Source organism: Streptomyces sp. SLBN-118, from assembly GCF_006715635.1.
In the GTDB taxonomy this organism is placed as follows: Bacteria; Actinomycetota; Actinomycetes; order Streptomycetales; family Streptomycetaceae; genus Streptomyces.
In genome coordinates this window covers 52,987-65,809 of record NZ_VFNP01000002.1, presented here as the reverse complement: position 1 = coordinate 65,809, position 12,823 = coordinate 52,987, and the positions used below count along the sequence as shown (strand labels likewise).

The 12,823-nt window shown below is 69.3% G+C and carries 13 protein-coding genes and 4 pseudogenes; 7 read left to right on the top strand and 10 right to left on the bottom strand.

What is annotated here, in order from left to right:
• Positions 1–45: 45 nt before the first annotated feature.
• The 3 genes from FBY35_RS18665 (at position 46) to FBY35_RS18655 (ending at position 1,405) form a co-directional block, all read left to right on the top strand.
• On the top strand, positions 46–300 hold the full coding sequence (locus tag FBY35_RS18665; protein WP_142215175.1) for a transposase: 255 nt from the start codon (positions 46–48) through the stop codon (positions 298–300).
• A 470-nt stretch (positions 301–770) separates the two neighbouring features.
• Entirely contained in the window at positions 771–1,028 is a 258-nt protein-coding gene (locus tag FBY35_RS18660) for a hypothetical protein (protein ID WP_142215174.1), read from the top strand.
• Positions 1,025–1,405, top strand: a complete 381-nt coding sequence (locus FBY35_RS18655) for a hypothetical protein (protein ID WP_186357013.1) — start codon at positions 1,025–1,027, stop codon at positions 1,403–1,405. The genes FBY35_RS18660 and FBY35_RS18655 overlap by 4 nt, the downstream gene beginning before the upstream one ends.
• Before the next feature lie 52 nt (positions 1,406–1,457).
• Here the strand turns inward: FBY35_RS18655 and FBY35_RS18650 are convergent, their stop codons facing one another.
• Both FBY35_RS18650 and FBY35_RS18645 read right to left on the bottom strand, forming a co-directional pair.
• Positions 1,458–2,252 (bottom strand): hypothetical protein, encoded by a 795-nt coding sequence (locus FBY35_RS18650; RefSeq protein ID WP_142215173.1) that lies wholly within the window; start codon positions 2,250–2,252, stop codon positions 1,458–1,460.
• A gap of 328 nt (positions 2,253–2,580) precedes the next feature.
• Complete coding sequence (locus FBY35_RS18645) at positions 2,581–3,315, bottom strand: dienelactone hydrolase family protein (RefSeq protein WP_142215171.1); 735 nt, start codon at positions 3,313–3,315, stop codon at positions 2,581–2,583.
• 1,221 nt (positions 3,316–4,536) lie between these two features.
• On the opposite strand from FBY35_RS18645, the gene FBY35_RS18640 reads away from it, so the two are divergent.
• From FBY35_RS18640 to FBY35_RS18625, 4 genes and pseudogenes are all read left to right on the top strand, one after another.
• Positions 4,537–5,331, top strand: coding sequence for a hypothetical protein (locus tag FBY35_RS18640; protein WP_142215170.1), 795 nt, complete (start codon positions 4,537–4,539; stop codon positions 5,329–5,331).
• Between the two features lie 10 nt (positions 5,332–5,341).
• Positions 5,342–5,809 carry a hypothetical protein gene (locus FBY35_RS18635; RefSeq protein WP_186357012.1) on the top strand — a complete coding sequence of 156 codons (468 nt, stop codon included), beginning with the start codon at positions 5,342–5,344 and terminating at the stop codon, positions 5,807–5,809.
• 49 nt (positions 5,810–5,858) lie between these two features.
• Positions 5,859–6,134, top strand: a pseudogene (locus tag FBY35_RS18630) (transposase); the annotation flags it as partial.
• 686 nt (positions 6,135–6,820) lie between these two features.
• Positions 6,821–7,030, top strand: coding sequence for a hypothetical protein (locus tag FBY35_RS18625; protein ID WP_142215169.1), 210 nt, complete (start codon positions 6,821–6,823; stop codon positions 7,028–7,030).
• 453 nt (positions 7,031–7,483) lie between these two features.
• Here FBY35_RS18625 and FBY35_RS37240 read toward each other — a convergent pair whose 3' ends face one another.
• The 8 genes and pseudogenes from FBY35_RS37240 to FBY35_RS18580 all read right to left on the bottom strand — a co-directional run bounded on the left by FBY35_RS37240 (position 7,484) and on the right by FBY35_RS18580 (position 12,751).
• Positions 7,484–7,846, bottom strand: coding sequence for a hypothetical protein (locus FBY35_RS37240; RefSeq protein WP_260848718.1), 363 nt, complete (start codon positions 7,844–7,846; stop codon positions 7,484–7,486).
• 84 nt (positions 7,847–7,930) lie between these two features.
• Positions 7,931–9,496 carry a pyridoxal-dependent decarboxylase gene (locus FBY35_RS37235; protein ID WP_260848717.1) on the bottom strand — a complete coding sequence of 522 codons (1,566 nt, stop codon included), beginning with the start codon at positions 9,494–9,496 and terminating at the stop codon, positions 7,931–7,933.
• Positions 9,497–10,028: 532 nt separating this feature from the next.
• Positions 10,029–10,211 (bottom strand): annotated as a pseudogene (locus FBY35_RS37230) (integrase core domain-containing protein); the annotation flags it as partial.
• A 63-nt stretch (positions 10,212–10,274) separates the two neighbouring features.
• Positions 10,275–10,604 (bottom strand): annotated as a pseudogene (locus FBY35_RS18600) (IS30 family transposase); the annotation flags it as partial.
• Positions 10,586–10,850 (bottom strand): annotated as a pseudogene (locus FBY35_RS37755) (transposase); the annotation flags it as partial. The pseudogenes FBY35_RS37755 and FBY35_RS18600, both read right to left, overlap by 19 nt.
• Positions 10,851–11,164: 314 nt before the next feature.
• On the bottom strand, positions 11,165–11,449 hold the full coding sequence (locus FBY35_RS18590; protein ID WP_142215166.1) for a hypothetical protein: 285 nt from the start codon (positions 11,447–11,449) through the stop codon (positions 11,165–11,167).
• Positions 11,450–11,747: 298 nt separating this feature from the next.
• Positions 11,748–12,416 (bottom strand): nucleotidyl transferase AbiEii/AbiGii toxin family protein, encoded by a 669-nt coding sequence (locus tag FBY35_RS18585; RefSeq protein ID WP_142215165.1) that lies wholly within the window; start codon positions 12,414–12,416, stop codon positions 11,748–11,750.
• The gene (locus tag FBY35_RS18580) at positions 12,413–12,751 is read right to left on the bottom strand and encodes a hypothetical protein (protein WP_260848716.1); all 339 of its coding nucleotides are present in this window, start codon (positions 12,749–12,751) and stop codon (positions 12,413–12,415) included. The genes FBY35_RS18585 and FBY35_RS18580 overlap by 4 nt, the downstream gene beginning before the upstream one ends.
• Between the last annotated feature and the right edge of the window lie 72 nt (positions 12,752–12,823).

The following is a 12,823-nucleotide window of genomic DNA, read 5'->3' as shown; positions in this document are numbered from 1 at the left end:
CCGAGGAGCTGGGACAGAACGTGGATGCCTTGGCTGACTAGGCCGATGTCGGAGAGTGCTCTGGGAGTGGTGGGTGCCGTTGTCCGGATTGAGGGCTTGCATCCGTCGGTCAGCGGGCATCAGGGCCGGTACGAGCTGCGGGAGATCGTCAACGCGATCCTGTACCAGGCCCGGGTCGCGCGAGAGTCGCGGGAGCGGCACGAGGATCCGTCCGCGATCGTGATGGACGACCAGACCGTGCACGCCTCGCTGGATGCACCGGCTGCCACGACCAACAGGGTCGCGGGGTGCTGCGAATGACGGACTGCCGTATGCGGGTCGGTGTGCGGCTCGGCGGGGGCAGATCTCTGGGGCGCTTTCAGGAAGCCGGCGGAGTTCACGGCGCCGCACGACCGAGTCGGTGCTGCAGCTCAACCAGGCGCGAACGGGGCCGGCTTGTGGGCGCCAGAGATGCGCGCACACGGACACGTTCGGCTCACTGGCGCCTCCGTCGCCGGACGGATCAACGTTGACGTCGAGTTCAACAAGCCCCGATGGCGCCGCGCTCGAGGAACGGCCGGAGCGTGTAATGCGGGCAGACGTCGGCCCTCCCGTGGGGAGGCCGGGATGGACGGCGCGTCCAGGTGGGGGCTCCGCCGGGGGCTAGAGGATCACCGTCGGCACAGCATTGCACCGGATTCGGCCGCAGCAGGGTCGTGACTGAAAATGGATTGCACGTGACGGGTACGGGTACGTACCCGTACCCTGGCGGGATGGAAAGGAGCACGACGATGTCCGATGCCAACGTCCGTATCCCCGAGGAAGCCAAGGACCGGCTGGCCGCGATCGCGGCCGCTGAGGGTCTGTCGCTGCGCGCGTATCTCGCCCGTCTCGCCGAGACGCTTCTGACGCCGGAGGAGCGTGCCGAGCGGGCCGAGAAGGCCCTGGCCGCGTTGAAGGAGTGGAACGGCTACGCGCCGACCGCCGCCGAGGAGCGGGACCTGGACAGCGAGCTGGACCGGCGCCTGGCTCAGGTGACCGGCCGGTGAGCGACGCCGTGCACATCGTCCTGGACGACACCGCGATGGCCGCGGCCGGCCAGGGCAACGTCCTCGCCTCCCGCTTGATCCACCGCGCCCACGCCGAAGCGGACTGGTTCCTGTACGCCCCGGCGTGTGCGTTAGTCGAAGCCGATCGCGCCCGGCCCGGCACGGCCGAGCATCTGGCCTCCCTGCCCGGCATCACCGTCCTCGATCTGGACCTGGCTGCCGCCCTGGCCGTCGCGAGGCAGGAGACCTGGGCCGCGGCGCACAGCCAGTATGCGGCGCAGCCCACCCCGGACCGTCCCGACGGAGCGATCATCGCCACCACCGCCCCGCACCGGTGGGCAGGGGAGCCGGTCCGCGTACTGGACCTCACCCCCTGATCACAGCAGCAGACGACTGCGGCCCCGCCGGATCAGGAGGGGCCGCAGTGCGTCACTCCGCGGTGCGCAGGTGATCGCGCCGGGCGGCGACCAGGTCCCGCCACCGCTGGCGGGTGGCCTGTTCTCCGTTGAGCCACTGTGCTGGTGAGGGGCTGTCGTGAGGAAGGTCGGCCATGAAGTGGGCGATGTCGGCGTAGTCGCCGCTGCGGGTGAGGTCGCGCAGCCGGGAGATCGCGGCGGTCACATCATCGTCGGCGCCGACGACGGCGTGGTGGAAGCACAGGGCGAGTTCGAGGATGGGCTCGGCGATTGTGACGCCGGCGAGGCCGATCTCGGTGCGCAGCAGCTCGGCGCGGTTTTCGGTGTCCTGGGTGGTGCCGGCGTCGCGGATGAGCGCGGCGATGCGGACGGTCGCGCTGGTCACGCGCAGGACGAGCCCGGTCAGGAGTTGTTCGGCCAGCTCGATTTCGTCGGCGGCTTGGTCGGGGCTCATGAAGGCGAGGGCGAAGGCGCGTTGGGCCTGGCTGGTGGCGCGTTCGCCGGCGATGCCGTGCTCCTCGGCTTCGGTGCGAGCGGTTTCATACGCAGCGGCTGCTTGATGCATGTCACCGTGCGGCCACCAGATGTGTCCGCGGACGCGAGGTTGGCGGCCGTCCCAGCCGAGCGTGTCGGCGGTGGCGAGGGCGGCGGGGAAGTCGCCTGCGAGGCGGGCCAGGTGTGCCAGGCCCCGCCGGGGGGCGGCGGGCGCGAGGCGGCCACCACGGTCGGCGACGTACTGCATTCCGTGCCGCGAGTCTTCGGAGCGGCCAAGATCACGGTGGGCTTTGGCCCGATAGTAGAGGGCCATCTCATGCAGCTCGTCCGGCAACTGGCAGTGGGCCGCCCTATGGCTTTAGCAGTACGCCCGGGCACGCCGAGCAGCCCGCAGTGGCTGACGAGGCGGCTTGGCCGAGGGCTCCACGTTGATGCGCGCGGCTACCGCGAGGCCGACGACGGGTTCACCGAGAACCCCTGTACGGCCCGGGAGTCCTAGCTCAGACACCACCCCAAAGTAGGTCGCGGTAGCGTAGCGTCCCAATCGGTAAGGGAAGGCTGCGCCCGCCCTCACACCGGCTTCAAAACATCGCTAGGACTCCGGAGCCATGTACTGCCGGTTTGGTTTCCGAGCTGGAGCCTCAGCTGTTGGCCAGGGTGCGGTCGAGGAGGAGCAGCAGGCGGTCCCAATGGCGCTGCAGCGCGGCGGGGTTGAAGGCGTCGGTGTCGGACATGGTGAAGCCGTGGATGGTGCCGGGATAGATCTCGGAGGTGTAGCCGACCCCCGCGGCGTCCAGGGCCTGGTTGAGCTCGCCGAGGGCCTCGGGCGTCATGTCGCCTTCGGCGTGGCCGAGGTGGACCTGGGCCGTGAGCTTGGAGAGGCTGTCTGGCCCGTCGGCGCCCACGGGACCGTGGAATCCGGCGACAGCGGCCACCTGGCCGGGGTGGGCCGCGGCGGTGCGCATCGCCAGGAGGCCGCCTATGCAGTAGCCGGTCACGGCGACCGGTCCGGCGCCGACCTCGGGCTGGGTCGTGAGGAACCTGATGTAGGCGTCGGCGTCGCTCAGGACACGTTCGGCAGTGTGTGCCTCGATCAAGGGCATCAGCTGGGCGAAGACCGCGGGCCGGACTTCTTCTCCGATGTGCTCGGGAAGTTCGATGACCGGTGCGGGCCCGTGCCGGTAGAAGAGGTTGGGGACGAGCACGTAATACCCGTGCCCGGCCAGTTCGCGGGCCAGCTCCCGCAGCACGGGCCGGATGCCGAAGCCGTCCGCGTACATCAGCACCCCTGGGTGCCGCTCACCACCGTCGGGGAAGGCGGCAAAAGCGTCGGCCTGGCCGTCCGCGGTGGGAATGTGCAGCATCTTGGTGGGCATGAGTTCTCCTGTCGTGGTTGACGTGTCGAGCTGTGATCAACACGACAGGAGGCGGAGCCCGCGCAGCAGCGCCAGATCCTCGATCCAACAGCGGGCCAGCACCGGCCCGTACGGCGCTCAGAGGAGCGCCGGGTCACCAATCCGTGTGTGGCGCAATGCCGTCCCGGTAGTCATCGCCGCACAACGTAGCCCACCGGACAGGATCGATGCCAACCCCCAAGGCCACAGTGCTGTTCGCGAGAATGATCTCGGTCAGCGTCTCGGATCCTGAACCCGGTCGACGCGCAGGCCCAGGAGCGCCGAACTCTCTTGCGGGCGCAGCCGTGCGGATCATGCCCTGAGAGCCGCACAGGCCAGCTCCGCATGTTGAGGCGTCGCGTATTCGTAGCTGGCGTCGGCAGTTCCATGACGCTGAGTGAGCTTTCAGGGGCGGTGGATCGCGTCCGGGATGATCTCGCGGTGAGTGATGCGAGGCTCCTGGCTGCGGAAGCCGTTGAGTCACATAGGCGATGCCGGCGAGTCCGGGTAGGCCGGTTGCTGCGGCCAGGCCCCATTGGGCGCGCAGCATCCCGTTCTCGTCGGACGTCCGGGTCCGGGTCGGAGGTTGGCGGGCTGGGCGGGTCCGGGTCGGAGGTTGGCGGGCTGGGTGGGTCCGGCGGGGTTCCTGCGAGCGGCGCGCTCATTTCTTCCCCCTCATCCGCGGCAGCAGCGATGCCGCGTCCCGCACCCTAGAGCTGCCCCCGACCCGCCCGCAGCGCCTTGGGCAGGATTCTTGATAACAGCAAGAAGCGGCACAGGCACCGCCCCGTGCGGCTGCTGCTTTCGTGTCGGCCCCTGTCGGACCGATTCGCAACGTCCCGGTCCGGTACGGTCTTCGCGCCCCTCCGGCCTCCGGCCGGCATCGGCTTCAATGATGGGCGCACCGCCGGGCCCAAGAAGGATCGCACACGGCGGGTCGCAGCAGCAGCCCGGCACGGCGGATGACCGCAGCGACGACGCCTGACAGCCCCGGCTGTGGCGCTGCAGGCGCATCCCAGGCCCGGCTCAGAGGCAGGCCGACGCGCACGCATCCTCCCGCCCTGCGGGACGTCACTGCCGATGGTCGCTCCGCCACGCGGGAGTGCTTCTGAGCTCCGCCGCCGGACCGGCGTGATCGTGGGCAAGCTGCGGCCAGCCGCCGTCCACGGCCGCACGTGCCACCGCCGAGCAGAGAGTCCCGCGATGAGCGAGCAGACCACCTCCCTTCCCGACGACTTGCGCAGTTTCCTGACCGAGGCGGGACCGGACGCCTACGCCCTGGCGTACGGCGACACCGACACTGACCCGGTCCCCTGTGGGAGCGCGCAGGCACCGGCCGTGGGGGAGACGGGCGCCGTACGCAGCGCGGACGGGATCGCCCGCCTCAGCCTGCAGGAGGTCTGCCGGGGGCAGCAGGAGACCCTTCGCCGGTGGCTGCAACTCGACGACGGACAGCGGCAACTGGCCATCAGCGCCGCCGACCTGGGAGCGCTGCGTGAGCTCACGCCCGGCGACCTGGCCGCCGACCTGCTGCGCGATCCTGCAAGCGACGAAGCACAGCTCACCGCCTGGCTCGGCAGCTGGACATACCGACGCTACGCTGAAGCACCCCAGGGACTGGAGCTCGGATGGATCGCCGCAGCAGCCGCCTGGTCCTGCCACATGCGCGCCCTCGCAAGCCATCCGCCGCCCTCGGTACTCTCCCCGGCCATGGCCGCCGCCGGTGAACTCGACCAGGCCACCAGGGAACTCGTCACCAGCAGCGGCCTGAAGCTGGCCGACCTGCTCGACCGGATGGAACAGCCCTACCGGCCCCGCGCCGAACTGGTCGTCGTCGTGACCGCAGCAGCGGCTACCGCTTCGGGCGACCCGTTCCCTGTCCGGCCTCAACGAGGCTGCCATCGGCAGCCAAGTCCCAGCCGCCGCACGTCCAGCGCGCATATCTCGGCCCCGGGTCTGGCTGCTGGCCGCACTGTCCGCCGCGTGCCTGGTGGGTGAGGGGGCGGCAGTGGATTGGTCGGCTGTCCATGTCCACACCGTCGGCGGCTCCGCCTGGGTCGCGGCCCTCGCCTACGCCGTGTACAGCGCTGCCATGACCGCCGGTCGCCTGGCCGGGGACCGCCTCACCGCCCGGTACGGCTCTGCCGCGCTGGTCCGCGCCGGAGCCGCGCTGGCTGCCACAGGCCTTGGCGCGGGGCTGGCCGTCGGCACCGTACCCGCCGCCCGGGCGGGCTGGGCCGCCCTCGGGCTGGGCCTGTCCACCGTGATCCCGGCGCTCTACACCGCGGCAGGCCGAGGCGGGCCTCGCACGGTGGCCGCCGTCGCGTCCACCGGCAACCTCGGCATGCTCTGCGGACCCGTCGTCATCGGCGCCCTGGCCTCGCTCAGCAGTCTCCCGGTCGCCTTGGCGCTCCCTGTCCTCCTCGCCGCTGTCGTCGCGGCCGCCTCGCGCCGGGCCCTGGAGCCCGTCCGGTGAGCTGCGCGAGCGAAGTGCTGTTGCCCCCAGCAGACCCAACAGGTGACGAGTTCCCGTCCCCCGGGACTCGGGCCGCCGGACCGGCAACCTTCATCGTCCGAAGCGATACAGCCGCCGCCTGCGCAGGGTGCTCTACATGTCCGCGCAGACCAGCATCATCCGCGACGGCCCCAACCGGGACTTCTACCTCAAGAAGCGCCGCGAAGGCCTCAAGCACGTCCAGGCCGTCATCGCCCTTGCCCGCCGACGGGCGGGTGTGTTGTGGGCGCTCCTGCGCGACGGGCGGGTGCTCACCCCAGCCCCACCGGTCGCGCAAGCGGCTTGACTCCGACCAGCCCAAAGCCGCTACACCGACCGCGCGATACCGTGTCCGCTCCAGGGGGAGCTACGTGATCGGCACGTCAGACGATCACAGAATGCGAGAGCACCGTGCAGGCACTGAAAGAGCTCTTCAAAACACTCAAGAGCACCCACCACGCACCCGACGATGAGACGTTTGCAGCGAACGTGTCTTGTGAGTGCTCGCCCAGCTGGCCAGCGCTCGAAACCACGGCCAATGGCTACATGATCCGTGCGGTGCCGTCCTCGCACTACAGCATCATGACGAACCCTGAGATCGGGACATTCGTCGCGCGGTGCGCCGGATGTCACGCCAGATACCCCCACCCGTGGGTAATAGACAACACTGAACCGATGCCCTACGACTGGGCACGCGAGCCCGACGAGCGCTAGGGGCGGCACAGGGAGCCGTCGAGACTCGTCGGCTCCCAATGCCGCCGACCGCCCGAGCAGCACCCAGAAGGACACATGTGCCCCTTCCGCGCCCGATCAGAAGGTAACCAGCGGGGAACAACGGGGATTGTCGGCGGAAGCGCCGGGAACGCGCAGGTCACCGTCTCGCCAGGTCAGGCCAGACCCGGTCACGCGATCTTCCAAACTGGAGCTCGCGCTAAATCCGCACCTGCGCGTGCGATATCCTCACCGCCCCCCGATAGCCAAGTGGAGAACAGCATGACGGCGGCCGACAAACGTCGACGCGACTGGCGGCCCGTGTGGTGGTTGTTCGCCACTGTGTGGTCTGGCGGGCACGTCATCTGGGACACAACTGTCTGGCGACGAGTGCTCTTTGCTGCCTTGCTGGCACTTGCAATCGCCGCCGCTGCTGAGCACACGGTTCGCTTTATCCAGAAGCAGCGGTCGGAAGCTGAGACCACCAAGTGACATCAACACTGCCGGACGGCTACAGATCATGATGGTCCCCGGTATACCTGCCGTCAGGCGCGGGACTGGTTCCGGCAGACCGTTGTGAGCTTGGTTCGAACTTACAAAGCAGATGCTGGCGGTTCGAAACCGTCCGCGCCCACCAGCAGGAAGCACGACGAAGGCCCAGGCGGCAGCAAACCGGAGCCTGGGATGCCGAGCATCACACAGCGCGCCGTGAACTCCCACTGCCTTTCCGGCGGAAGGTACGTCTCGAACGGCAGCCGTTCGCGCCGAGACACGGACTCCTTGAGAGAACTGGAGGCCAGGGCATCGCCGCCGTCTACGAGAATCCCGTACTGCTGCGACTGCATCATGACGAGCCCAACCAGGGAGCACGGGACAAGACTTGCCCACCCGCCAAACGGAGACAGTCCACCGCTTAGGTTCTCTTTTGACGTCTGGCCCGAACGCTCAGTACAAGTCGTCGAGTTGATCGACGAGGGACCGCAGCTCGCGAGCTCGGCGTCGGGACATGCCGACTATCACAGCTTCTAGCAACGTCCGTGCCTCGAAGGGGCTGCCGCAGCATTGCCACACTCCGCAGCCGTCGTGCTCGTACTCGACCCAGAGCCTGCGGTACGGATTGTGTACGAGATTGCGCCACATCCTGACGGCGTCGGCCGTGTATCCGACGTACAGGTGGTTCCGGCTTGTCTCGACCCTGGCGACTTCGGCATGAGCAGCCGAGGACAGGCCACGGATGCGTGGCCGGTAGGTGAGATGGTCCCGCAGGTGCTGCCCCGCCCGGACTTGCCCTGGCCGCTTACGCGACATGGGCCTTTCTGTAGAACGCCATGGGGAGATCCTGCCAGAGGAGACCGCGCCATGGCATCTGACTTGCGGCTCAGGCTTGCCGGCTCAGCCCGGCTCAGCCGCATCAGCCTTCACCGGCCCTCCAACGCTGTCGATGGAAGCCGTGACCGGGCGGGCACTCAGGCGGCGAGACGGGCCCGGCGGGCCCTGAAGAGGGCGGTGATGGTGATGCAGTCGGTGATCTGGCCGTCCTCGGCCAGCTGTTCCGCTTCGGCGAAGGGGAGGTGCGAGCCCGCCGGATGCCCTCGCCGCGCTCGATGGCTCCCACCGCGCCGATCCGCGCCGCATACAGCTGGACCGTCTCCGCCAGGATTCCGGTGTCGGGATGCACCGTTCCGAGGCCGATGAACTCCCTCGCCGGAGCGCCGATCTCCTTCTGCAGCTCCTTGGCCGCGTTGTCGACATCGGCCTGTCCGGCAGTGCCGCCGCCCCGGGGATTTCCCAGCGCCAGGCCCGGGTTGCGTGCCGGAAGTGTTGGATGAGGACCACGTTGCCACCCAGCAGCGGCAGTACGGCCGCGCCCGTTTCCGGCTGCGGCTGCGGGGAGACCATGCGCAGGTACCGGCCATGGCGGCCGTCCGGGAAGACGACCGGGTCCTGCAGCAGCATCCACCTCTGGTCGCGGTGAATGACCTGGCCTTCGGTCACCGGCCAGCGCCTGATGCCGATCGCGCCGTCCCCAGGCGGGGTGAGGAACAAGTCCGCACTGGTGTCCCGCAGATGCGCGTACGCGGACTGCGGGGTGTGGTCCACCAACTCACCCACCTGGGCAGGCAGAGGAGGCACCGAACGAGGCAGGGGCACGGCGGGGATCACGCGGCGGCCTCCAGGCGTGTGGCGGCCACATCCGCGGCGAGGGCGTCCACCGTCGTAGGTGACAGGCCCGGCGGTGACGAGGTGCGCCAAGCGCCCCGCGCAGGCCAGATGCCACGTGTCCACCACCCGGTCGGGAGGCCGGGCGAAGGTGACGGTCAGGGAGCCGGGCACTCGTCCCGGGTCGGCCCCCGCTTCCCCGAGCCGGCCGACGGCATAGGCGGCGACTTCCTGGCACCGTCCGATCAGCGCGGCCATCCCGCTGCGCCCCAGGACCCGCAGCCGCGCCCACAGCAGCAGCGATGCCGGCCCGCTGTGCGAGCAGGGCAGGGTGCGGTCGGCGGACTCGATGTACTGCCCGCGGACCGGCTCGAGCAGCAACTCGCGGCGCACCAGCGAGATACCGGACAGAACCGGCAGCCCCAGGACCGGGTGTCCGGAGATGTTCATCGAGTCGGCGCCGTGGGCGAACGACCAGTTCGGCTGCGGGCTGGTGTGCGCGGCGACCAGACCGCCGCCCGCAGCATCGACATGAAGGTGCACCGTTCCGGCCGCCTCGGCGGCCGCGCGCAGTGCGACGATGTCGTCGACAGCGCCGCGCATCGGTGTGCCGCAGGTCGCCACCACGATCGCGCCGCCTGCCCTGCGGCGCCGAAGCAGCACCTGCAGCCGCAAGTCCTCGGCATCCATGGCCCCCTCGGGCAGCGACGCGACCCTCACCAGCTCCATGCGCAGCAGGTCGCACGCCCGCCTGACGCTGTCGTGGGCCTGGTCGGAGGCGTACACCCTGGCGCGCAATGGCCAGAGAGCGCAGGAGCGCCCCACTGGAGGAAGACGCCACCTGCCCGTCCACATCGGACAGCAAGGCCCCAGTGACATGGGCGAAATACTCCAGCACCGCCAGCTCATACGGACCGGTCTTGATGCCGGCGGTGTCGGGGGAGTAGGGGCCGTCCGCGCTGTTGCAGCACACCCCCAGCGCAGCGAGCTCCGCCAGGGCGACGTCCACGTGGCCGGGAAGACCCAATGCCCGGTGCTCGCCATGGTGCAGCGTCCGGGCCGGCTGGTGCAGGTGGGCGGAGTCTGCCGCCGCGTCGGACGGCAGATCCTGGATGGCCAGGCCCGCATCGGGCCGGATCGGGGCGGGAGGGGCGCCCACGTCATCGGCTCCACACGGGTCGACAGGAGACGTCAGCCACCTCATCTACGCCCGCCCACACCCCGTATGAGCCGTCAGAGCGATGAAGGCACCGCCGGGCGGGAGGATGCGGCACACAAACGCCACGCGGCTCCCGCCCGACGGACTGGCCGGGCCCGGGTCACACAGCCCGGTTCGGTAGCCGAGTCCGGAGTGGAGACGTTGGTGATTGTAGAACATCTCGATGTAGCGGACGATCGCACGATGGGCATGTGGACGCGTAGGGAACGAGGTTCGGTGCACGAGCTCGTTCTTCAGAGCGCCGAAAAATGATTCGGCCATCACATTGTCCCAGCAGACTCCGGTGCGGCCTACTCATGCCCTGAGACCCAAAGAGCGGAGTTTCCCCCGAGTTCCCGAGAAGTGTACTGCTCAGGTTCAAGGGGTCGTTGCAACACCGCTGCTCTGTAGCGAGAGTAGGTGATCGTTGAGGGCTTCCGCGGGAGTTCGCCAGCCGAGTGTCTTGCGTGGGCGGGAGTTGAGGGCGGAAGCGACGGCGTCGAGGTCGCCGCGCGTGTGCCGGGCCAGGTCGGTGCCCTTGGGGAAGTACTGCCGGAGCAGGCCGTTGGTGTTTTCGTTGGTGCCGCGCTGCCACGGGCTGTGGGGATCGGCGAAGTAGATCTCCAGGCCGGTATCGACGCGGAGTTGAGCGTGCTGGGCCATCTCCGCACCCTGGTCCCAGGTCAGTGTGTGAACGTCTTGGGCCGGCCGCCCTTGTACTTCGGATACAGCGAGTTGAAGCCGTCGGTGTTGAAGTTGTGGATCACGTCGCGAACCCCCGTCACTGGTGAGCGACACCTCGGCGATCTTCGCCACCGGCATGCCCTGCGCGGACAGCAGCACCATCTGGGCCCGCCGCCGGGTCACCACCGACCCGGTGCCCCTGCGGATGATCCGCAACAGCCGCCGGCCCTCGTCGTCATCGATCTCACGCACGCGTACTCGTTCTGCCACCCCGACAGGGTGACCGTCCCGCGCCGCCCGGCACAGCACCGGTACGGCGCGTCACATCACAACAGGGCAAACGTTGCCTGCTAGCTGAGCCGGGTGGGCCGCAAAGCTGAGGTCAGCCACACGCACGTCCACGCAGATCGATGCTTGCCGAAGCCTGATCGTCGTTCCGCCGGCCAATGTGGGCCCCGGCCCGGATGGCGTCAGGATCGGCATGGGCGAGGTGACGGACCGGGTGGTCCGCGCTGCCCGTAGTGGGCGATGACACCGGCGATCCGGACGTGGACGTCGCTTCTGCGCCCCCGCCGCGGCCAGGCTCAGCTCTCGGCGAGCCTGATCACGAGCAGCACGCAGGCAGTGGTCAGCAGGACGATCGTCCAGCTCGCTGCCAGTGAGCGCCGCCTGGCCAGGAGGCGCTTCACGGCACGGGGGATCTCGATGGCGGTACCGATCATGCCGAGGCCGCCGACCACGGCCGCTGCCCAGTAGGCCCAGCTGTGGTCCCCGAAGACGCGCAACACCAGCAGTGCGAGCGCGAGCGGGAGGATCGGCCAGGTATTGGTGGTGACCGGGTGCTGTGGCGGAGCGGTAGGTGAGGTCATGGTTTCCCCAGAGGGAGGATCAAGGTCCGGCTCCCCTAGGACGCCGGACCTCGGCCGTGGGTTGCCCGGGCCTCGGCCGGGCAGTGGTCAGTGTGCGTGCAGCCACCCTGTGGAATGCGCAGGGCCGACGGCCGCCAGCACGAGCCCGGCCGACGGGGTTGCAGAAACCGGCCAGGCGCGCAGTGGCTTTGACTCGATACCGGCCAGCACCTCTCGGTGCCGGCCGGCGGTGGTTCCGGCAGGCCCGGCCTGTGCGTACCGGGCGGTTGCTCCGTTGCAGCAGCGACACCGTTACGGGCTATTCGGTCTCTTCGTTGTAGTGGGCGGCGAGGCGTAGTCCGAGGTTGTCGGCCCAGTCTTGGACCCAGCGGCGGAGGTCGGCGACGTCGTCCGGAGTCATGCCGTAGGCGGTGAATTCGCGGTCGTGGGTGAACTCGGCTGCCTCCAGGCGGGCGTGGAGTTCTTCGAGGTCGAAGTCGTCTTCGTGCTGGGCGCCGAGGAGTTCCATCTGGAGGGTGCTGTAGAGGTGGCGGGCGCTGTAGACGTCGATCAGGTCGCGGGGGAAGCCGCGGTCGTGTACCGCTCGGGTCTTGAGGCCGATCGTGTCGTCGAGGGAGAGCACCGGCCCGATGCCGGTCTGTTCCGGCGGACTGGTGAAGACCTCGAGGAGGACGTCGAGTTCGCATGCCTGGCCGGTCACCGGGTCGGTGGCGGTCATCCGGGACATGCGGGGCGCGACCTCGATCACCGTTACGTGCCACCCCTGGGTGGTGAGCTCCTGGGCGAGGTGGGCGGTGATGATGTCCAGGCCGGCCGGGTCGGTGGTGGCGAAGTCCAGGTCTTGGCTGAGCCGCGACACCAGCTCATGCGCCTGCACCGCATAGCCGCCCGCGAGCACGAGGCCATACGGAGCGCCGGCCTGGAGCGTGTCGGCGAGCAGACGCTCGTGCAGAGGGGGGAGTTTCACGCGGCGGCCGCGGGAGCCAGCTGCGGGAAGTGCTGCTCCCAGCAGCTGCGCAGAGGCTTGCCGATCACGCGGCGCAGGAGTGGCCAGTGGTCACGGAGCAGACCGGTGTTGAGGTAGGTCACGAGGTCTTCGCGCTGCCCGTTGTTCAGCACGATCCGGTACAGGCCGATCACGAGCTGCTCGTCGCCGAGGTCGAATTCGGTCAGACCGGACCACGCCAGGTGCTGCGGAAGCCGCACCACACCCGTAGCGGGGCCGTGCAGATCCTCCAGTGACGGCGGCAGCCGGTCCGCCAGGTGGCTCCACCTCGGGTGCAGCGACATCTCTCCACTCACCCCACCAGTATCCCAGTCTTCGGGGCTCCGTGCGCCCTGCCGCGCTGGGCGGGCACGGCGGCGGGCGCCGGT